This is a genomic window from Paenibacillus sp. W2I17, assembly GCF_030815985.1.
Lineage (GTDB): Bacteria > Bacillota > Bacilli > Paenibacillales > Paenibacillaceae > Paenibacillus.
Genome location: NZ_JAUSXM010000001.1, coordinates 5,857,482 through 5,880,262 on the forward strand (window position 1 = coordinate 5,857,482; position 22,781 = coordinate 5,880,262).

Consider the following 22,781-nt stretch of genomic DNA (forward strand, 5'->3'; position numbering starts at 1 on the left):
AAGGTTATTCTGTCATCGTAGTGTCAGTGTAAGTAATCTTTAGTTCAACTTATATAGTCAGGAAAACAGCATCGGAGGGAACATGCGACTTGAAAATTGTTAGCGTTTACAATAATTTCTTCAAAAATAATATGTTTATGAAAATGCTCCTGATCTTCTCGATGATATCGATTGTCACGATCATTACGTTATCTTATATCATCTTCCTGTCGGTGTCCGACTCCACGATTCGCCGGGAACTGGCGATCCAGAAAGCGGCGATGGAACATGTGGATCGGTACATTCATCAGCAGTATGAATCGGTGCAAAACATGGTGAGGGACATGCATCAGAATGAGGCACTCTCGGCCAACATTACTTATCTGATGAATCATTCGTACGCTGAATATGTTCAGCACATGACCAATGGATATTATGCTAATCAGGATGACTATTCGGCCGATGTGTTGAAACATTTTCAGAACATTATGGATCGCAATTCGCAGATTAACCAACTCATGTTATATAGCGCTGAGCAGCAGGATCTGTCTACCTTTAATCAACACAAGCAGTTCCGCAAGCTGGACGCCAATGTAGCTCATTCCTATATTCCGGACGTGATGGCGATGGAAACGCCCAATATCAGTGCACCCAATTACTGGATTCGCAAAGAGATCAATCAATGGGACCCTGCGCTCTATTCCATCCGCGTACCGATTAACAATACACAGACTCTTCGGAATCTGGGCCAATTTCTTGTCTTCTTTGACTCAGAAGGAATCGGTAATGCGCTGGATAACTACGAGAGTAATCTCAAGGGAGAAATCGTGGTGTTATCGGCGAAAGGGACAGTGTTATTTGACTCCAACAATCATTATTACGGGAAGAAGTATCCCTACGTGAATGTGGCCGATTCCCTGTTTGATCAGACGGATATGGATTCGATGAAAAAGGAGCAGAACATGTACGTGAACAAGTTTGTCTCCGCGGATCAGGGTTATGTGGTCATTGGCACCGTTCCGGTAGAAGAGATGGCTGAAACCTATGCGGGCATTCGCAATACCATTATCTCGATCAGTATCGTGTGTATTCTGTTTGCTGTGCTGGTTCCGGCATTTTTCATTATTAACTTTGCCAAACGAACCCGTCGAATTATTCGCTTCACCCAAAAAGTGAAATACGGCAACTTCACGGCTCGCATTGACGATCCGCGTGATGATGAACTGGGGCAGATCTCCCATAGCTTCAACGACATGCTGGACGAGCTGAATCTGTATATTGAACGGGTCTACAAAGCCGAGATCAAACAAAAGGAGACCGAGCTAGTCGCATTACAGGCGCGTATCAACCCTCATTTTCTCTACAATACGCTTGAAGTGATTCGGATGAGGGCGATATCTCAAGGGGCGAGAGATGTTGGCGAGATGATCTATAGTTTATCCGTATTGTTCAAGAGCCTGGTACAGCAGAAGAAAAATTATACGCTGAAGGATGAGATGGAAGCTTGTCGCTTGTATCTGGAGTTATTCCGAATCCGCTATAAGGATATTTTCATCTATACGATCCAGATCGACGCTGCATATTATCAACACCCTGTGGTGAAACTTTCGCTGCAGCCCATCATTGAGAATTATGTCGTACACGGCATTCAGACAGAACGTTCGGATAACCGATTATCGATTGTTGTGGAAGAGACAGATGATGTGGTACAAGTGGAAGTCAGAGATAATGGCAAAGGCATTGAACCGGCACGCCTGACGGAAATCCTTGAAGAACTGGAACGTCCTGAAGAGTCTGGTCAGATGTTCGGGCTGCGCAGTGTCCATAGTCGATTGCGCTTCCTGTATGGGCCAGAGTTCGGTATCACCATAGAGAGCACCCTCGGAGAAGGAACACGAATCAGGGTGCGTTATCCACATACAGAAGGGACAGGTGTTTAACATGTACAAGGTGTTTATTGTGGACGATGAGCCATTCATCATTGAAGGCTTATACGATATCGTGGATTGGTCTTCATTTGGTATGGAAATTGTGAGTCATGCGGGCAATGGGCAAGCAGCGTTACAAGCGCTCTCCACTCAGCCTGTGGACATTCTGATCACGGATATATCCATGCCACTCATGAATGGTCTTGACCTGATTCGGGAAGCAAGGCGAGTGCAACCTGAGATTAAGGTCATTATCCTGAGTGGTTTTAATGAGTTCGAATATCTGAAGGAAGGCATGCAGCTGGGGATCGAAAACTATCTGCTCAAACCAATTAATGTGGAGGAACTGGAATCCACGCTGAGCAACACGGCGTCCAAGCTGGATCATACGGTATCACCTCAAGCCGATGATGCGTATGGCATCCAGATTCTAAAAGATAACATTCTTCATCGGTGGCTTACGGGACAGATTGCAGCTACCGAATTTGAAGAACGTGCCCAGTTTATGAACCTTTCGCTGGATGCACCGGACGTTGCTGTGGCCATTCTGCGTGACAAAGGGCAAGTACCTGGCATGTTTGAACGTGTAGAAGAGATGCTGAGAGACAGACGCCATCTGAACGTATTTCATGATATCGATGGAGACATCGTCATTATTGCCAATATTCAGGGTACGAGTGACGAGGAACAGAAGTTGATGGATGGCCTGCAGGCATTATCTGATGAGATAACCGTAACCCATCCGGCGGCACGCATTGGAGCAGGCAGGTTGATGAAGGGACTGTACCATGCGCCGACCAGTTATGCGGAGGCCAAAAAAGCACTCCAGTATGTAATGATTTATCCCGACCTTAAAGTCATCGACCATGCCATGCTGGAAAGGTGCGGAAGTTCAACGGCGACCTTTTTCATTGATTGGAGGGAGTATGCCAAACTCATTCTGTCCCGCAATACAGAACAACTTGCCGACCGGATTCGCATGGATTTTGAACAGCATCGCGATGGGCTTACACCTGGGGAGTTACAGAATACCGCACTGGAAGTTGTGATTCGCTTCAAAATGGAACTGGAGAGCATCAAACACTCGGATGAGTCTGCCATATACCAACAAGGGCTTCAACTTGTACTGGACAGTGGCACTTTTGATGAACTCGTGCGGGCGCTTCAGCAGGTTGGGTCGCAGACGATCCAATCCCTATTGCAGGATCTGAAAAATCCGATTGTGAACCAGGTGCTTCAGCATATCGACAAACACTACGCAGAAGAGCTTTCCCTGAAGCTGCTGGGTGCCCACTATCATCTGCATCCGGTGTATTTGGGACAATTGTTTCATAAAGAGACAGGGGAGACGTTTGCCGAATATATCAACAAATACCGGATTGAACGTGCGAAGGAGCAACTGCGCAATTCCAATCTGAAGGTACATGAGATCGCCAGAAATGTGGGGTATTGGGAGACGGGGTATTTCTATAAACAGTTCCGCAAATATGTGGGGATTTCACCGACTGATTTCAAGGTGTTTGGTTAATTCGGTGACGGGTAGATCCAACTATGCGGACAGAGTGCCAAGAGACATATCGGGAACAGGAATGGCATGGATGAAAATCGTGCCATAGGTTACCCGGCATGTCTCTTTCATGTAAGCGATTTAATTAAACAGGTACAAAATAGTTGTCCAAGGACGATTTCTCTTTAATTTGTACCTCGAAAACTTAAGTTTATCTTCTTTTTGTAAATGCTTTCATTCGATAAGGTTAAAGCAGTTAGTTTGTAGAGACTAAGGGAACACGAAAAGGGAGGATCAAAGAAATGAGTAAACAAAGAAAACGCTTCTCACTCGTTCTTGCATTGTTAATGGCCGTCACACTTGTTCTTAGTGCCTGTGGAGGAAGCAAAGATGCTTCAGAATCCGGGGGAGCTGGAGATGACGCGGTAGAGTTGATCTGGTATACCATCGGTACCCCTCAGAAAGACGTCAACAAAGTGATGGAAGAAGTGAGCAAGTATACCAAAGAGAAAATTAATGCCACGGTAACGATGAAGATGGTTGACTGGGGTGACTACCCGCAGAAGATGCAGGTTAACGTAGCATCCGGTGAGCCAATGGACATTCTGTTCACTTCTTCGGGTGGATTCGATTATGTACAAAATGCCAGAAAAGGTGCATTCCTTGAACTGGATGACCTGCTTGCTGAATACGGCCAGGATCTTACCAAGACCATTGATCCTGCATTCCTAAGCGGTTCCAAGGTAGATGGACACAATTACGGAATTCCAGCGAACAAAGAGCTGCCTCAACAAGAGGTATGGCGCTTTAACCAAATGCTGGTTGATAAATACAAGCTGGACATCTCTGGCGTTCGTACGTTAGACAGTCTGGAGCCTCTGCTCAAAACGATCAAGGAAAACGAGGCGAGTGTAACACCATTTGCCATGGATAAAAACTATGTTCCTTACGTGCCTTATGACTATGTCATTCAGAATCTGCCAATGGCAATCAAGCTGGATACAACAGACTATAAGCTCGTGAACATACTGGAAACACCTGAAATGAAAGAAGCACTTACTACGATGCACAAATACTACAAGGCTGGTTATGTATCGGCAGAAGCGGCAACCACAGGTTCCACCAATGATCTGACAACATCGGGCAACTGGTTCCTGGATCGTGCACAGACTCAGCCACTCGCGGACAATCAATGGTCTGCAAGTTACGGTTATCAAGTCGTTTCAACACCTGCAAGTGAAGCAATTATAACGAATACATCTGTACAAGGTTCCATCATGGCCATCTCGGCCAACTCGGAATATCCAGAGAAAGCGATGGAATTCCTGAACCTGCTGAATACAGATCCTGTGCTGCGTAATATGGTGGACTCCGGTATTGAGGGCACACACTACAAAAAAGTGGATGACACGCATATGGAAAATCTGCCTGAATCGAAAAACTACGATATGCCTTCATACTCCCTTGGGAACAATATGCTGCTCTATCTGAACAGCAATGACCCGGATAACAAATGGGATGAGTTCAAGAAGTTTAACGCTGAAGGTGTCAATTCCCCGATCCTCAGCTTTAACTTTGATGCAAGCAATGTATCTGCCGAACTAACGGCGGTACAGAACGTGAAAGAGCAATATTGGGCAGCACTGATGACAGGTACACTGGACCCGGCAGCCAATCTGGATCAAGTGATTGAGAAGTTCAATCAAGCCGGACTGGAGAAAGTAATGGCTGAAGCCCAAAGCCAGCTGGATGCCTGGAGAGCGGAAAACAAGTAACAGTACATCGTAAGGATCGGGCGACTGCTTATCGCGTCCGGTCCTTTTTCATTCAAGCCTGAAGGAGGATATCCACAATGACTACATTTTTGAAAAACCTGATTAGAAACCGAGTCATGCTGCTCATGGTGCTGCCAGGCGCCATCTGGTTCTTCTTCTTCTCCTACTTGCCACTTGTGGGCACAGTGGCTGCTTTCAAAGAATATCGATTCAGCCGTGAAGGGTTCTGGGCAAGTCTGATGAAGAGTGAATGGGTTGGCTGGGAGAATTTCAAATTCCTGTTCAGCACAAGTGACGCATGGCTCATTACACGCAATACCCTCTTTTATAACATCGCCATTATCTTCCTGGGACTGGTATTTGCTGTGGCATTGGCAATCCTGCTCTCGGAACTAGTGAATAAACGACTCGCCAAACTGTATCAAACCGGCATGTTTCTGCCGTATTTTCTATCCTGGGTTATCGTTGGTTACTTCGCATTCAGCTTCTTGAGTATGGACCGCGGGATGTTGAATCAGATTATCGGCTGGTTTGGGATGGAACCAATTCAGTGGTACTCCGAGGCAAAATATTGGCCGTATATTCTGGTATTCGTAGCGTTATGGAAAACCATCGGTTATAGCAGCGTTGTCTATCTGGCTTCCATTCTGGGGATTGATAAATCATTGTATGAAGCAGCCATGATTGATGGAGCAAGCAAATGGCAGCAGATTCGCAATATTACCATTCCGTTGCTGTCGCCCATCATCACGATTATGACCTTGCTGGCCGTAGGCCGCATTTTCTATGCCGACTTTGGACTGTTCTATCAGGTACCAAGGGATTCGGGTACGCTTTATTCCGTGACAAATGTTATTGATACGTATGTATATCGAGGTTTGAAAACTAGTGGTGAGATTGGCATGAGTACAGCAGCGGGATTGTATCAATCCGTGGTGGGCTTTGTGCTTGTTATTATCTCCAACTATGTTGTTCGCAAAGTAGATAAAGACAGTAGCCTATTCTAGGACAGGGAAAGGAGTGAACCACTATGGCTCAAGCAGGGCTTGTTAAAAAACGCGACTTCCACCACGTATCCAACGGATGGAACGTGATCATGAACATCATCGCCGGTCTATTTGCTCTGATCTGTGTATTTCCTTTTATATTTGTAGTTATCATCTCGTTTACAGACGAGAAAGCACTGGCCCGTGATGGGTATCGTCTGATTCCGGCAGAATGGAGTCTCGCGGCATATCAGTTTGTCTGGCAGAGTGGGGACACGCTGCTGCGGGCGTATGGAGTTACCATCCTGGTGACGGTACTCGGTACCATTATCAGTTTGATTCTTATGTCACTGTATGCGTATGCGGTTTCCCGCAAGAGCTTCAGATATCGGAGATTTTTCTCCATCTTTGCAATTCTTACCATGCTGTTCAACGGCGGGATGATTCCAACCTATATGGTCGTATCCCAGCTGCTTGGGTTGAAAGATACGTTATGGGCACTGATTCTGCCGCTGGCGATGAATGCCTTCTATATTATGATCCTGCGTACATTCTACTCCACCAGTGTACCGGATGCAGTCATTGAATCGGCGAAGATTGATGGCGCCGGTGAGTTCTATACCTTTATGAAAATCGTGGTTCCACTCTCCTTGCCGGGACTGGCAACCATTGGGTTGTTCAGTACACTCGGTTACTGGAATGATTGGTTCAATGCGCTGTTATACATCGATAATCCGAATCTGGTACCGCTGCAATCCATGTTAATGCGGATTGAGTCGAGTATCCAGTTTATCCAGCAGAACTCTGCTAACAGTTCGATGAGTCTGGCAGCCATGCAGTCCATTCCGCAGGATACGTCCCGAATGGCGATGGTTGTGCTTGCTACGTTGCCAATTATATTCGCTTATCCGTTCTTCCAGCGTTATTTCGTACAGGGTCTGACGGTGGGCGCGGTCAAAGAATAACCGGATCACGTTATAGGATTGGAGAGATGCAGATTGATGACTTATAAGGACCAAAGCAAATCCGTAGAGGAACGGGTACAACGCCTGCTAAGCCTGATGACTACGGAAGAAAAGGTAGGCCAACTTACGCAGCCATTTGGCTGGCAGACCTATACGAATGATCAAGGGAACATCACGTTAAATGATTCCTTTAAACAACAAGTGGAAAATGGGGGCATCGGCTCCCTCTATGGTGCACTTCGCGCAGATCCGTGGACGGGCGTTACGCTGGAAAATGGACTATCCGCCAGAGAAGGCGCTGAGGCGGTCAATCTGATTCAACGTTATGCAATAGAACATTCCAGACTGGGGATTCCCATTCTGATCGGGGAAGAGTGCTCGCATGGTCATATGGCTATTGACGGAACGGTCTATCCTGTCCCTCTTTTACTGGGGAGCACCTGGAATGTGGATCTGTATCGGGAGATGTGCCAGGCAGTAGCAAGGGAGACACGTGCCCAAGGTGGCGCGGTCACCTATTCTCCGGTACTGGATGTTGTGCGTGATCCGCGCTGGGGACGTACCGAGGAATGTTTCGGTGAAGATCCATACCTCATTGGAGAACTGGCAGTTGCCTCTGTGGAAGGACTTCAGGGTGAAAGTCTTGATCGTGGGGATACAGTAGCGGCAACGCTGAAACATTTTGTGGGTTACGGTAGCTCGGAAGGTGGACGCAATGCAGGACCTGTGCATATGGGCTGGCGTGAACTGCTGGAAGTGGATCTGTATCCATTCCGCAAAGCGGTGGAAGCTGGCGCTGCGTCGATCATGCCAGCGTACAACGAAATTGATGGCACGCCTTGCACGGTAAATACGGAATTGTTGGAAGATGTTTTGCGTAAAGATTGGGGCTTTGACGGTCTGGTCATTACGGATTGTGGTGCGATCAACATGCTGGCAAGTGGGCATGATGTCGCGGCGGATGGACTGGAAGCTTCCGTACAGGCGATTGAGGCAGGCATCGATATGGAAATGTCCGGTGAGATGTTTGGGCAATATCTGGTGCAGGCGGTGGCAGAAGGCAAGCTTGATATGCAGGTTCTGGATCAGGCTGCTTCTCGCGTGCTGGCGTTGAAGTTCAGACTGGGCTTATTCGAACAGCCTTATGTGGATGCCGATTGGGCAGCGGAGGTCATTGGCAGTGAAGCTCATGTTGAGTTGGCGCGACAATTGGCTGCGGAAGGGGTTGTACTTCTCAAAAATGAGGCTGACACGTTACCTCTCTCGTTAGCAAATGTGGGCCGGATTGCCGTGATCGGCCCAAATGCGGATCAGGCCTACAATCAACTGGGCGATTACACATCTCCGCAACCGAAGTCGAAAGTGGCGACGGTACTGGATGGGATTCGCAGTAAGCTGGCTAATCATGTGGATGGGCAAACGGAGAAGAGTTCTGTTGGTCCTTTGATTGGTGACAGCAGTACAGATCAGGTTCTTTATGCACCGGGCTGCCGGATCAAAGGTGATTCGAAAGAAGGATTCGAGCGTGCGATCGAAGTTGCCAGTCAAGCGGATACGGTCATTATGGTGGTTGGCGGTTCCAGTGCACGTGACTTTGGAGAAGGAACGATTGATCTGAAAACAGGCGCTTCCAATGTATCGGATAACTCCTGGAATGATATGGAGTGTGGCGAAGGGATCGACCGGATGACGTTGGGTCTTGCCGGAGTACAGCTGGAACTTATTCAGGAGATTCACAAGCTCGGCAAAAAACTTGTCGTTGTTTACATTAATGGTCGTCCCATCACTGAACCTTGGGTGGATGAACATGCCGATGCAATTCTGGAGGCGTGGTATCCGGGCCAAGAGGGCGGGCATGCCATTGCAGATATTTTATTCGGTGATGTGAATCCATCGGGTAAATTGACGATCTCCATTCCAAAGCATGTCGGTCAGTTACCGATCTACTATAACGGCAAACGGTCCCGAGGCAAAAGGTATTTGGAAGAGGATCTGGAGCCACGTTATGCATTTGGATACGGACTGAGTTATACCACATATGAGTACAGTGAACCGCAGCTGAGTGCTGCGTCCATGACAGCCGGTGATTCAGTCAAGGTATCGGTGAATGTGACCAACACTGGTCGTTATGCAGGTGCAGAAGTTGTACAGATGTATATCTCTGACGTGGTCAGCTCACTAACTCGTCCCGCCAAGGAACTGAAGGGTTTTGCAAAAGTGAACTTGGAGCCTGGAGAGACACAGACCGTGGAATTCCGAATCGGAGCCGAGCAACTGCAGTATATTGGTCGTGATTTGAAGCCTGTCGTTGAACCGGGACAATTCCATATTCATATCGGCAGCAGCGTAAACGATACGCAAATGGCCGAACTGACCGTAAGGGAGGCGTAAGACATTGGAACGTATCAGACGATTTATTCGCGAGTTGTCCGAACATCAGTGGCTGGAGCAATTACAGCTGCGTAGCTGGGACATTACCCGCGCTTATTATAGTGTGCCAGGACAGTATGAGGATCATGGTGAGTACCCCGAAGGGCAAGATTTTGAGCGTTTTCCGAGCAAACAGGGAACGACTTATTTTTTCAGAACACGTTTGGAGATCCCTGCTACATGGCAGCAAGCACCTTATGGGCTTGTATTTGAGACAGGCGGAGAAGGTTTGCTTCGGGTAAATGGGCACTCTTATCAGGGCCTTGACCGCAATCATACCTACGTCACGCTTGATCCATCCAAAGTCGGAAACGCTCCGGAACTTGAGATTGAGATGTTTGACCCGGTACCTGAACCTGTGGACCCGTTGAATCAACAGGCGGTTATTCAGCCGCCGATCACATCAATTACGAGCCTGCTGGTGAGACCCAATGAAGCGGTTCGTAGTCTGATGTATACCGTCATTATTGTGCGTGATTCGGCTGTGTTGCTACCGGAAAGTGACTTTCGGCGGGTTCGCCTGTTAGAACTGGTGTATCGTGCGATGGATCAATTTGTAGGCATGTCAGCAGAAGAGATTGAGCAGGGAGAGGGGATTCGTCAGATTGAGAATAATCTGAAGCATCATGTGCGTGAGATTGGCGGAAACGCAGAAGGTCTGGAGCATATGGTGGGACAATCCCATATTGATATTGCCTGGCTGTGGCCTGTACGTGAGACGGTACGCAAAACGAGCCGTACTTTCTCCACCGTGGATGCACTCATGAATGAATATCCGGACTATGTTTATTCCCAGAGCCAACCCTTACTATATGCGTTTCTGAAGGAGCATGATCCCGAGCTGTACGAGCGGGTGAAGCAGTGGATTGTAGAAGGCCGCTGGGAACTGGTTGGCGGCATGTGGGTTGAGCCGGATCTGAATATCCCGAGCGGGGAGTCCCTGATACGCCAGATGTTATATGGTCAGCGTTTCTATATGGAGGAGTTTGGCAAAACGTCACAGATTGAATGGCTGCCGGATACGTTTGGGTACTGTGCCTCCCTGCCGCAGATTTTGAAGCATGGCAATGTGGAGTATTTCATGACAACAAAGCTGGGATGGAACGACACAAATGTGTTTCCGTACGATCTCTTCCACTGGGTGGGTATTGACGGCACACCGATCCTGTCTTACCTCAATCATGGTGTTAACGAGCATACGTTGCCGAAGGACATTCATGATCACTGGCAGTCCTATCGTGAGAAAGCCGCGCATCCGGAGCACATGCTTCTGTACGGACACGGAGATGGCGGCGGTGGCGTAACACGCGAGATGCTGGAGTATGTGGATCGCGCAGACCTGATGGTTGGACAGCCCGCAAGTCAATATAGCACAGCTGGAGCTTTCTTTGCCGGAATCGAAAAGGAGCAGCCTGTACTTCCGAAGTGGCATGGTGATCTGTACCTGGAGTTACATCGGGGAACCTACACGACCCATGCGCGCAATAAGCGCAACAACCGGAAAGCGGAGGTTCTGTATCGAGAAGCTGAGCTGTGGAATACACTCGCTCTGCCAGATATGGAGGCAGATGCAGAAGCTGAAGTGCGTTCAGCATTGCATGACGGCTGGAAATTAATTTTGCTGAATCAATTCCACGATATTATACCGGGATCGGCGATTACGGAGTCCTACGTCACTTCGAATGAGGAATATGTACAGGTATTTGAATTGGGCAGAACTGGACTGGATCAAGGCATTGCAGCATTGACAACGGGTATCAACACAGAGGGACCAGAAGGTTCATTAGCCTATGTTGTATTCAACAGCCTGGGCTGGAAACGCAGTGCAGTTGTTCAATTGGCTGTGCAGGATAGCTTGGATCGCTACGGCATCGATGAAAAAGGCCAGCGCTTGCGGATGGATCGGGAGGATGGCAGTATGTCTATTCTCGTGACAGACATTCCGGCGTTTGGATATAAGACGATTTGGCTGGTACCTGAAAATACAAGGGAAACGAATGTACGGGAAATGACCACCCTTGCCGCACAACCAACCTTTAATGATACATGGGATACTACCTTTTATCATGTGCAGTTCAATGAACGTGGGGAGATCACCCGTCTGTGGGATAAAACCGCGGAGCGTGAGATGCTGAAGCCGGGTGAACGTGGCAATCAACTTCACTTCTTCCACGATCGTCCAACGCTCTGGGATGCATGGGATATCGACAATCGTTATGAAGAGCAGATTGCTGGCGAAGTGGAACTGTTGGAGAAAAAGCTGGTGCTGGCGGGTACAACAAAGGATGTCCTGCGCTTCCGCTGGAAGCTACATCAATCGGAAATCACACAGGATATTGTCTTTTATCATGACTCACGACAAATTGACTTCCAGACACAGGTGAACTGGAACGAGAATCACAAACTTCTGAAAGTTGGCTTCCCGATTGATGTGGTGACCTCCAAGGCGACATTTGAGATTCCATTTGGCGCACTGGAACGCCCAACACATCGCAACACAAGCTGGGAACAAGCCCAGTATGAAGTCTGTGGACATCGCTTCGCGGATGTATCCGAATATGGATACGGCGTGAGCTTGCTCAATGATTGCAAATACGGGTACGACGTGCAGGGAAGTACCATTCGTTTGTCCTTGCTGCGTGCACCAAAATGGCCTGATCGCACAGCCGATCTGGGAGAACATGAATTCACCTATTCCCTATATCCACATGACGGAGACTGGAGAACAGCACACACCGTACGTCAGGCAGCCGAGTTGAATCATGAGGTGACAGTACAGCAAGTGAAACAAGTACAACAGTCGGAGCAGGTACAACAGAGGGATCAAGTACAACATGGCGCAGGAGCTGGCGACGATCCAATTGCAGATGCAACTGCAATCGCTGCACATTCTCGTCCAGCAACAGGCTCCTGGATTAACTTTAATAGTAATCACGTCATTCTCGATACGGTCAAAATGGCAGAGGATGGGCACGGAACAGTCCTTCGTTTCTATGAATCGTCAGGCAAACGCGAAAACATCACATTGCAATGGCCGCATGCCTTTGAGCAAGCCTATCACTCTAACGCACTAGAAGAACCGGTCCAACCACTGGCCCATACCAATGGCCAGATTACACTATCTTTTAAACCTTACGAAATACAAACCGTGCTACTGCGGTAAACCTTTTTGAAATATTTTTGAGCTATACATGTTCAACTAAAAATTTACACGATAACGGAGAGGACAGAAAGAATTCGAAGAAGCGAAGCGTTCGCCTTTATCCCCAGATTTTACCCTTTAGAAAAGGGAATCAAAAAAATCTGGGGATAACAGCGATCGGAGGATCTTTCTGACCGCGCAGTGGTCCCGTGTAAATTTTTTGTTTCATCCTGTATAGCTACACCATTCAATTTGTTTAAGGAGTTGCACTCATCCATGGAACAGTTCAGATTACCCAAAATACCTATGCCACCTGTTGCTTTGCCACAATCCATTCAGGCCGTGCTCGAAGAAGCAGAACAGAAACTGGCTCACCGACCAAAACTGCTTCAATTATTCAAAAACTGCTTCCCCAACACTATCGAAACAACAACCAAGTTGATGGAGGACGGTACCACTTTTGTTATCACGGGAGATATTCCGGCTTCTTGGCTGCGTGATTCCGTGGAGCAGGTAGTACATTACATTCCGTTTGCAAAAGAAGACGAGGACCTGCAACGCATTATTAGCGGGCTGATCAAACGTCATATCCAGTATGTTCACATTGATCCGTATGCCAATGCCTTCAATGAGACGGCGAATGACTGGCACTGGAATACCACAGACGAAACCGAGATGTCACCTTGGGTGTGGGAACGCAAATTCGAGATTGATTCATTATGTTTCGTTGTACGCCTGGCCTATTTATATTGGAAGGAAACCGAGCTGACCGACATTTTTGATTCCAGTTTCAAGGCAGCGATGCGTAAAATTGTGGACCTGTTCAAAGTCGAACAGCATCACATGGAACAATCTCCATATCGCTTCACTCGCAATAACGGTATCCCAACAGATTCCCTGCGCAATCACGGAAAAGGTATGCCAGTCAACTACACGGGTATGATCTGGTCCGGTTTCCGTTCCAGTGATGATGCGTGTGATTTCCACTACAATATCCCTGGCAACATGTTCGCGGTTGTAGCTCTGCGCCAAATGCAGGAGTTTGCCGAGTGGGTGTTCCGGGATATGGAACTTTTGCAGGAATTGAAGGATCTGGAGCAGGACGTAGATCACGGTATTCAGCTGTACGGGATTTATCGTCATCCCGAATTTGGACCGATCTATGCGTACGAGACGGACGGTTATGGCAACCACTGTCTCATGGATGATGCGGGTACACCAGGATTGATGTCCATTCCATATCTGGGTTACGTCACAGCGGATGATCCGATCTACCAGAATACGCGCCGCTTCGCTCTGAGCAAAGAGAACCCGTTCTATTATGAGGGCAAGGTTGCCAAAGGAATCGGAAGTCCGCACACACCACCAGATTACATCTGGCATATGGGATTGTCCATGCAAGGTCTGACTGCGCAGTCTGCCGAGGAGAAACTGGAGATTATTCGCATGCTTGAAGCGACAGATGCGGATACAGGTTATATGCATGAAGGCTTCCACGCTGATGATCCAACGATTTTTACACGAAAATGGTTTGCATGGTCCAACAGCCTGTTCTCCCAGTTGGTCTATAAATCCATGAAGGATGGCCTGTTATGAGTATCCAACCTAATGATAAAAAGCTGATTATCTTTGCTGATCCTGCGTTTCCGATGGAAGGTGCCTCTCCAACTCATGAGGCTCTGGATACATGGAAAGCAGTAGAAGAGATCACCGTTGTAAACGCCGAAGAACTCGCAGAGATTTTGAAGACCACAGCAGGTGAAGGATGTCTGGTCAATCTGCATGCACCCTATTTTCCCAAGTCTGCCTGGACGGAGATTGCAGCTTACTTGCATCAGGGCGGAAGCCTGATCAGTGTGGGGGGCGCACCCTTTAAACGTCCAGTTCGATATGAGAATGGGGCATGGGTCGTAGAGTCGGAGCAGACCGCATATCACCAGGAACTCTATATTCATGAGGCGTTGAACGTATCTTCTGCCAATGTGCAATCGTACACTTCATCCGAACAGATCCCGCTTCTCACTGGGAAAGAGGAGGGGCTGTTCGAGAAGGCAAATACATGGAATCTGGTTCCACATACAACCAAAACAAGTGATCTGCCTCACCAGATGGGTTCATCAGGACCGATGAGTACGCAGGTTTACCCATTACTTCGTGGCATGAGTAAGGATGGACGTAGTGTCGCCGCTCCGGTCGTTCTGTGGGAAAACTCCCGCGGGACTTTCGTTGGTTCACGCTGGATGTTTGTGCATCTGCCGCTGACCACCTCATTCTGGACGCAGGATGGCGCTGATGAGATTGTGAAGTGGGCGCAATTCTGTGCGCAAGGTGTAACCGAGTTATCCCTGAAAACGAATTATGCTTCGTATGAGCCAGATGAACGAGCTGTACTCACACTTCAAGGGCAGATTTTACAGCGTGCAGGCAATAGACTTACCGAGTCCGAGCTGTGGACGTTTGACATAACGGTCGAGCATGAAGATCGCACAAGTGGCATGACGGAGAAGGTATGGAACCATCGACTGGAGATGGAACTTTCCGGTGAGCAGCGTTTCGAACGTATACTTCTCCCGGTTTCCATTGAAAGTGGGCTGTATCGGATCATATGCCACGCGCAGGCTCCTGACGGTGAAGTTCGGACCTTGCGTCAAGGCTTCTGGGGACAGGATGCTGCATTGCTGGCAGAAGGGGAACTGATTACCCGCAGCAGGGATTATTTTGTAAAAGACGGACGTCCTCTGCCTGTTGTGGGCATGACCTATATGACCTCCGATGTGGCACGGAAATTTTTATTTCTGCCCAATGCGGATGTCTGGGATCGAGACATGGCTCAGATGGCAAAAGCCGGCATCAACTGGATTCGGACGGGAATCTGGACCGCCTATCGCAACATGATGCAGGTGGACGGACATATGGCAGAGGATGTGCTTCGTGCCATTGATGCATTTATTTTAACGGCGAAACGCCATGGCTTGCAGGTCACGTTCACTTTCTTCTCCTTTACACCGGAGACATGGGAAGGAACGAATCCGTATCTGGACCCGCAGAGTGTGGAAGCACAGAAACGTTTCATCCGCAGCATCGTCAGTCGTCACACGCATACAACACATGTGGACTGGGATCTGATTAACGAGCCGTCCATGTTTGATCCGGTGCGCATCTTCTCAGCTGGCCCACGCTCGGCAAGGGATTCATATGAACAGCAGGCTTATATCACTTGGCTTGAGCAGCGGCATCAGACGATTGAAGCGTTGCAGGAGGCATGGAACATGTCACCGAAGCAGCTTCCGAACTTTGCAGCCGCGGTGATCCCGGAGGCAGAAGAGATTAACTTTGATGTACAGGACATGCACAAGGCCAAAAAAGGAACACGCTGGCTTGATTACTGTCTTTTCTCTATGGAGATGCACAATGTTTGGGCAAGAGAGCTTGTAGGTACGATCAAGGATCTGGTACCGGATCATCTGGTCACTGTGGGTCAGGACGAAGCCCTTGGTGCACAGCGTCCTTCGCCTTTCTTCTATGAACGTGAAGTGGATTATACAACTGTGCATTCCTGGTGGTTGAACGATGATCTGATCTGGGACGGTATTTTCGCCAAAACGCCACATAAGCCAAATCTCATTCAGGAGACGGGCATCATGTATGTGGAAACTCCAGATGGACGAGCCAAACGTACAGAAGAAGAGCTTCGTGGCATTCTCGAACGCAAGTACGCCTATGCTTTCTCTACAGGCGGCGCAGGAGCGGTGCAATGGATCTGGAACACCAACTTTTATATGGATAACGCCAATGAGTCTCATATCGGAGCCCTTCGTGCAGATGGTACGGAGAAACCGGAGGCGGATGTATCTTATGATTTTGGCCGATTCATGCATGGCATTCGTGATCTCTTTGAAGACCGCGAGCTGGAGGATATTGCAGTGGTGTTCCCGTATTCCAATGACTTCTCCAACCGTGCCCTGGCCTATGATGCCACAACAAAGCTTACTCGCGTGATGTCCTATGATCTGAAATTGCCATTCCGTGCGTTATCCGAATATCATCTGGAAGCGTTGGAGCAGCAGCCACCGAAGTTAATTATCGTGCCGAGTCCGCACAATATGGACAGCGATGCACTTCAACAATTGCTCACGTTTGCGGAGAAGGAAGGTACAAGTCTGCTCATCACTGGACCACTGGGGCTGGATGCATACTGGAAGGCAACTGACCGGGCAGATCATATCGTAGGCAAACGCAGTATGGGTAACGTGCAGCGGGAAGAACTGCTGAATATTAACGGCGTGCATCACCGGGTGACCTATGGACTGCGTCGTATCGCCGAGGTGGCGAAGGAGACTTTGCTTCATGGAGATAATGGTACAGCAGATGAAGTACACGTTCTGCCTTTGGGCAAAGGGAAATTAATCTGGACTCCACTGCCGCTCGAGTTAAATGGACGGGACGAGCCCCTTGCTGAATTGTATCGTTATGCAACCGAGATTTCGGGCATCGAACAGGAGTTGGAATGGATATCTGGCGGAGATATCGCAGGGATCTATGGCCGGAAGCTGAGTTTTCCAAAAGGAAATCTGTATGTATTTGTATCGGAATTTTCCTTAAACCATGAAGTTCACGTAAGAGATCAACGTACAGGTGTATCATACTCGTTCCAATTGGAGAAAAATCGTTCGGTGCTGTTTGCCACGGATGCTTCCGGAGAGCTGACTGCGGTGTATCGCCCTGATGAGGTTGAGATTGTACAACAAGATGAAAGAGGTGGGATAACACGATGACCAAGAAAAAGAGAGCACATATTATTTCGCATACCCACTGGGATCGGGAATGGTACTTGCCGTATGAGAAGCATCATATGCGGCTTATTCAGCTCGTCGATTCACTGTTGGATCAGCTTGATGAGGGATCGGACTATAAAAGCTTTTATTTAGATGGACAAACGATTATCATCGAAGATTATCTTCAGGTTCGACCGGAGCAGAAGGAACGACTGGAGAAGCATATCCGCAATGGGCGGATTGTGATTGGGCCATGGTACATTTTGCAGGATGCGTTTCTGACGAGTGGAGAAGCTAATGTGCGCAACATGCAGGTTGGACATAAAGACGCCAAGCGTTACGGCACCCCTTCAAAAATTGGTTACTTTCCCGATACATTTGGATTGGTCGGGCAGACTCCGCAGCTGATGCAGCAATCGGGCATTGATAATGTGTTTTTTGGACGTGGCGTGAAGCCTACGGGATTTAATAATACGGTATCGGATGCCGGATATGAATCAAGCTTCTCGGAGCTGATGTGGGAAGGACCAGACGGATCGAAAGTGCTCGGCGTATTGTTTGCCAACTGGTACTCCAACGGAAATGAAGTTCCGGTAGACGAGGAATCGGCCCGCAAGTTCTGGGAAACCAAGCTTGCAGACGCTGAGAAATATGCATCAACGAATGAGTTGTTGTACATGAACGGATGTGATCACCAGCCGATTCAACGAGACCTGCCAGAAGCGATTCGCATGGCTGAACAATTATATCCCGATATCGAGTTTGTTCACTCGAACTTCCCGGACTATCTGACCGCCCTGAGAGCATCGGCTGAACATGAGCTGTCCACGGTCAAAGGCGAACTGCGCAGCCAGCGAACTGATGGCTGGGGAACCCTGGTGAACACCGCCTCGGCTCGTGTGTATTTGAAACAGATGAACCAGCTGGGCCAGACTATGCTGGAAAAAGTGGCTGAACCCCTGGCATCCTACGCCTATCTGCTTGGACATGCCTATCCACATGATCAACTGACGTATGCTTGGAAAACGCTGATGCAAAATCACCCGCATGACAGCATCTGTGGATGCAGTGTGGATGAGGTGCACCGTGAGATGGTGACACGGTTTGATAAGAGCCGTCATGTAGCAGAGGCTTTAATTGAAGAGAGCACCAGTCAGATTGCTACAGCTGTTGATACATCCATATTTGAGCGTTACGGCGAAAATGCCCGCCCTGTGGTGGTGTTTAATACAACGGGATGGGAACGCAGCGGTGTAGTTCAGATGGAACTGGACGCGGCTCGGTTGTATTTCCGGGATGGATATACATTGGAGGAAATGGCGGCACAGATGAAAGCCGTTGACCTGTCAGATCGCATACTGGTAGATGAAGAGGGTAATCACATTCCATGTACTGTGGAGGATCTGGGTCTGCAATTTGGCTATGATCTGCCAGATGATCGCTTCCGTCAGCCGTATAGCTGTCGACGAGTACGTATTCATTTTGAGACAGAGCATGTAGCTGCATTGGGCTTGAAGACTTATGCTTTGGTAAACTCAGTGGATCATGCCAAGAGTGGCTCACAACCGAAACCAAATACGTTGTTGCGTGGTGAACGTGGCATGGAAAATCAACATATGATCGTTACGATTGCAGACAATGGTTCATTCACACTCACAGATAAACGAACAGGTCGGACTTACAAGGATCTTGGCGTGTACGAAAATGTGGGCGATATCGGCAATGAATACATGTTCAAACAACCAGAGAATGAAGTTGCATTGACAACACAAGCGCTTCAGGCCGAGATTCGGGTCCTTGAGGATACATCATACTTGGCCTCGTTCGAAGTGATTCATCATTGGGAAATACCGGAGTCAGCGGATGAGATGCTGGATCAGGAACAGCGAGAACTGATTTATTATCCACATCGCAAAGCCCAGCGTTCAACTAAAATGATTCCGCTCCAGATCCGCACGTTTATATCCCTCAGTCGTAGTGGAAAAGGAGTACAAATGGAGACAACTTTCAACAATCAGGCGAAGGATCATCGGGTACGTGCTCTTTTCCCAACGGATCTCGAATCTGCTGTTCATCATGTGGATTCCATGTTCGAAATTGCAACGCGTGATAACAACCCTGCACCGGAGTGGCAAAATCCAAGCAATACACAGCATCAACAGAATTTTGTGGATGTGAGTGAACAAGACGCCGGATTGGTCGTTGCCAATCTGGGCCTGAATGAATATGAAGTTCTTCAAGATGGGCGTAACACCATCGCCGTAACGTTGCTTCGTGCTGTGGGCGAACTTGGAGACTGGGGCTTGTTCCCGACACCTGAAGCACAATGCCTTGGTGAACATTCATTTCAGATCGAGATTATCCCTCACGATGGAAATGGAGCAGCGTCAGGTGCATATATTGAGGCCTATCAGTTCCAGGTTCCTTGGACGCTGGCACAGACTGAAGTACACCCGGGTTATCTGACACCTAGTAACACACTGTTTGCATGGCAAGGGGACGGCTTGGCGTTTTCATCACTCAAAGTGAATGAAGATTCCGGTGATGTGATGCTTCGCTGGTACAATATGACCACGGAATCCGCCACGTTGAAGCTTGCTGCATCGCAAGCAAATCCACAGCCATTCGAAACGGCGTACAAGAGCAACATCCTGGAGGAAGAGAGCGAAAAACTTCATTCCCACAGTATAGAAGAGGCATCAACATTATCATTTGCCAGCAAGGAATGGAACATACAGACAGGTTCATGCGAGATCGTTACTGTCGGCTTGCGCCGCTAATAAAGGTTGTTCAAAAAGTCCATTTTCTTGGTACTGAAAAACAGACTTTTTGAACAGGCACGAATACGTACAGGACTGCAAGTGTATTATTACACTAGGCATAATGCATTACGCACCATGGTGGAAGGGTTACGCTATTTACCAGATGTATCTGTTGAGTTATTGGTTGTTTTTCTATAGAATGAACAGTAGAATTGCAAATGATCGAAAGTTCCTATGCCATCAAGATGGCCATGGGTACACTTCAATTGTTCATTCTATATTGAAACATTAAGGGGGCTTGAAGCCATGGAATCCTTGGGAGGACTGCTTCAGCAGCTGAACCCTGCCTTTCGTGAGCAATCGCGGCGGATTGCTGCGGAATTGATGGAAAATCCATACGTACGCGAATTCCGCGCAGGTCATCCTGAACTGCAAGATGCACAGCTCATGACCGATCTGAGCAAGCTGTTTCAGTACGCCAAAGACTCTAAGAACTGTGCGAATTGTCCGGGACTCGACAACTGTCCTAACGATTTTCAGGGCCACTTTTGCAAACTGGAAGTAGAACATTTTAACGGTAAACCCGAAATTATAGATATAAAAGCGCCTTGTTCCAAACATATCGCCCGGCAAAATGAACATATCATTAAACAACGCATTCGCAGTTTCTATGTGGACGAGCGTGCGCTCAGTGCCGGATACAACGACGTGGAGATTATGGGCAAGGATCGGATGCGTGCTCCGGCAGTGAATCAGGTGCTTCGTTATATTAGGGAGACCAAGGAGAATGGATTATCTCCGCAAGGACTGTTTCTGGAAGGAACATTCGGGACAGGCAAGACGTTTCTGATGTGTTATCTGCTGCATGAACTGGCGGTTGCAGGCCACACGGGTGTCATTATCTATATGCCTGACTTTGTGGAGGATCTGAAATCCATGATCAGTGAAGGGCAGAAGCTGAAGGAAATGACGGATATTTTGAAAAGTTGTGATCTGCTCATCTTTGATGACATCGGGGCAGAGAATCTGAACCCTTGGGTTCGAGATCATGTGATGGGGTCCATTCTGAACTATCGGATGAATCGCAAACCAACGTTCTATACGTCCAATTACAATCTGGATGGGCTGGAGAAACATCTTAGTTTCACCAATCGGGACGGCGAGGAAATGAATAAAGGCCAGCGTCTCATGGACCGGATTCGTCCATTTGTGGATGTCATCTCCGTTCGGGGTGAGAATCAGCGTGGCAAACGTTAATTGGTTAGTCTTTTGGTCTAATCTACAAATTATACTTTTAAACAATAAGTAGTCCCAAAAAAAGCCTGGCTTTCGCATTGTCGCGAAAACCGGGCTTTTCTGGTCCTGCGTGAGCCTGGAAGCATCCTATTCGGTGAGGAATTTGAAGATAACCATACCGAAAAAGATCACTGTCATCAGGCCGGCCATGCCGGCAACACCCGCGATCAGATCAAATAGATCGTTGCGGGGTTCCTCGTTCACATGTTCACGCGGGTCGCTGATCCGCACATTTGCATCCATGTTATTGCCTCCTTATGGGGAATACAGCTTGCCCGTATGTGGGGCTGAAACCCGGAGTAATTTTAGTATACTTGGAAAAGAAAGCGTTTGTAAAGATTTTGCAGTTGGTATGCCACATCCTGTAATTGTGAAGATTTGATGTTGGGAAGATGAACATTGCAGCGTTCAATTCACAAGTTTGACGTACCTGTGTTATACTGGAAGTGTCGTTCACGACGTTACAGGTTAAAATAAACCGTAAGTATATATAAGGAGGACAATTTCATGGCTATTGTTAACGTATCCGATCAATCCTTCAACGCTGAAGTAGAAGGCGAAGGAACGGTTCTTGTTGATTTCTGGGCGCCTTGGTGTGGTCCTTGTAAAATGCTCGCTCCAATCCTGGAAGAGCTGTCCACAGAAGTTGGCGATGCAGTGAAAATTGCTAAAGTTAACGTGGATGAAAATCCGGAATCTGCTTCCCGCTTTGGCGTAATGAGCATTCCAACTTTGATCTTCTTCAAAGACGGTCAACCGGTAGATAAAGTGGTTGGTCTGAACTCGAAAGATGCGCTCAAAGGAATTATCGCAAAACACCAATAATTTACAGGCTTACACATACGCCTCCGGTTTACATGCCGGGGGCGTTTTGCGTCGAATACCTTTATATAGGACAATATAAAGTGAAAATATTTTTTACACTTGAATGCAGAGTACAGAACCGATCTGGAGAAGCGAAGTGCTCGCGTTTATCCCGGATTCATCTCTGATATATAGTTGGAACTAATTATTTACACAGTAACGGAGAGGACAGAAAAAACCTGAAAAAGCGAAGCGTTCCCCTTTATCAACAGATTTTTCCCTTGAGAAAAGGGAATGAAAAAAATCTGGGGATAACAGGGATTGGAAGGTTGTTATGTCATCGTAGTGTCAGTGTGAATTATCTTTAGTTTCTTCTTATAAAAAAAGGTGACTCAGAGACAATCCGATAACGGATTGGAAGACGGTACTGTA

At 47.9% G+C, this 22,781-nt stretch carries 13 protein-coding genes; 12 read left to right on the forward strand and 1 reads right to left on the reverse strand.

All coding sequences use genetic code 11. The features are described 5' to 3' along the window. Nucleotides 1-89: 89 nt before the first annotated feature. The 11 genes from QF041_RS26220 to dnaI all read left to right on the forward strand — a co-directional run bounded on the left by QF041_RS26220 (nucleotide 90) and on the right by dnaI (nucleotide 21,506). Nucleotides 90-1,919 carry a sensor histidine kinase gene (locus tag QF041_RS26220; protein ID WP_373461363.1) on the forward strand — a complete coding sequence of 610 codons (1,830 nt, stop codon included), beginning with the start codon at nucleotides 90-92 and terminating at the stop codon, nucleotides 1,917-1,919. Between the two features lies 1 nt (nucleotide 1,920). Beyond that, complete coding sequence (locus tag QF041_RS26225; RefSeq protein WP_307416201.1) at nucleotides 1,921-3,435, forward strand: response regulator transcription factor; 1,515 nt, start codon at nucleotides 1,921-1,923, stop codon at nucleotides 3,433-3,435. A 281-nt stretch (nucleotides 3,436-3,716) separates the two neighbouring features. Beyond that, the gene (locus QF041_RS26230) at nucleotides 3,717-5,189 is read left to right on the forward strand and encodes an ABC transporter substrate-binding protein (RefSeq protein ID WP_036673370.1); all 1,473 of its coding nucleotides are present in this window, start codon (nucleotides 3,717-3,719) and stop codon (nucleotides 5,187-5,189) included. A gap of 77 nt (nucleotides 5,190-5,266) precedes the next feature. Beyond that, nucleotides 5,267-6,196 (forward strand): ABC transporter permease, encoded by a 930-nt coding sequence (locus tag QF041_RS26235; RefSeq protein ID WP_307416202.1) that lies wholly within the window; start codon nucleotides 5,267-5,269, stop codon nucleotides 6,194-6,196. Between the two features lie 23 nt (nucleotides 6,197-6,219). Beyond that, the gene (locus QF041_RS26240; RefSeq protein ID WP_036605781.1) at nucleotides 6,220-7,140 is read left to right on the forward strand and encodes a carbohydrate ABC transporter permease; all 921 of its coding nucleotides are present in this window, start codon (nucleotides 6,220-6,222) and stop codon (nucleotides 7,138-7,140) included. 36 nt (nucleotides 7,141-7,176) lie between these two features. Then, nucleotides 7,177-9,531 carry a glycoside hydrolase family 3 N-terminal domain-containing protein gene (locus tag QF041_RS26245; RefSeq protein WP_307417057.1) on the forward strand — a complete coding sequence of 785 codons (2,355 nt, stop codon included), beginning with the start codon at nucleotides 7,177-7,179 and terminating at the stop codon, nucleotides 9,529-9,531. Nucleotides 9,532-9,535: 4 nt separating this feature from the next. Beyond that, nucleotides 9,536-12,733: an alpha-mannosidase gene (locus QF041_RS26250; RefSeq protein WP_307416205.1), complete on the forward strand. Its 3,198-nt coding sequence runs from the start codon at nucleotides 9,536-9,538 to the stop codon at nucleotides 12,731-12,733. A 255-nt stretch (nucleotides 12,734-12,988) separates the two neighbouring features. Beyond that, entirely contained in the window at nucleotides 12,989-14,308 is a 1,320-nt protein-coding gene (locus QF041_RS26255) for a glycoside hydrolase family 125 protein (RefSeq protein ID WP_017692445.1), read from the forward strand. Further along, entirely contained in the window at nucleotides 14,305-17,487 is a 3,183-nt protein-coding gene (locus tag QF041_RS26260; RefSeq protein WP_307416206.1) for a beta-galactosidase, read from the forward strand. Before QF041_RS26255 ends, QF041_RS26260 begins: the two co-directional genes overlap by 4 nt. Beyond that, nucleotides 17,484-20,267, forward strand: a complete 2,784-nt coding sequence (locus tag QF041_RS26265; protein ID WP_307416207.1) for an alpha-mannosidase — start codon at nucleotides 17,484-17,486, stop codon at nucleotides 20,265-20,267. Before QF041_RS26260 ends, QF041_RS26265 begins: the two co-directional genes overlap by 4 nt. 288 nt (nucleotides 20,268-20,555) lie before the next feature. Then, on the forward strand, nucleotides 20,556-21,506 hold the full coding sequence (gene dnaI, locus QF041_RS26270; protein WP_076319793.1) for a primosomal protein DnaI: 951 nt from the start codon (nucleotides 20,556-20,558) through the stop codon (nucleotides 21,504-21,506). 126 nt (nucleotides 21,507-21,632) lie between these two features. Here the strand turns inward: dnaI and QF041_RS26275 are convergent, their stop codons facing one another. Beyond that, nucleotides 21,633-21,788, reverse strand: coding sequence for a hypothetical protein (locus tag QF041_RS26275; RefSeq protein WP_017692450.1), 156 nt, complete (start codon nucleotides 21,786-21,788; stop codon nucleotides 21,633-21,635). Nucleotides 21,789-22,052: 264 nt separating this feature from the next. On the opposite strand from QF041_RS26275, the gene trxA reads away from it, so the two are divergent. Continuing rightward, nucleotides 22,053-22,370 carry a thioredoxin gene (gene trxA, locus QF041_RS26280; protein ID WP_017692451.1) on the forward strand — a complete coding sequence of 106 codons (318 nt, stop codon included), beginning with the start codon at nucleotides 22,053-22,055 and terminating at the stop codon, nucleotides 22,368-22,370. The last annotated feature ends 411 nt before the right edge of the window (nucleotides 22,371-22,781 follow it).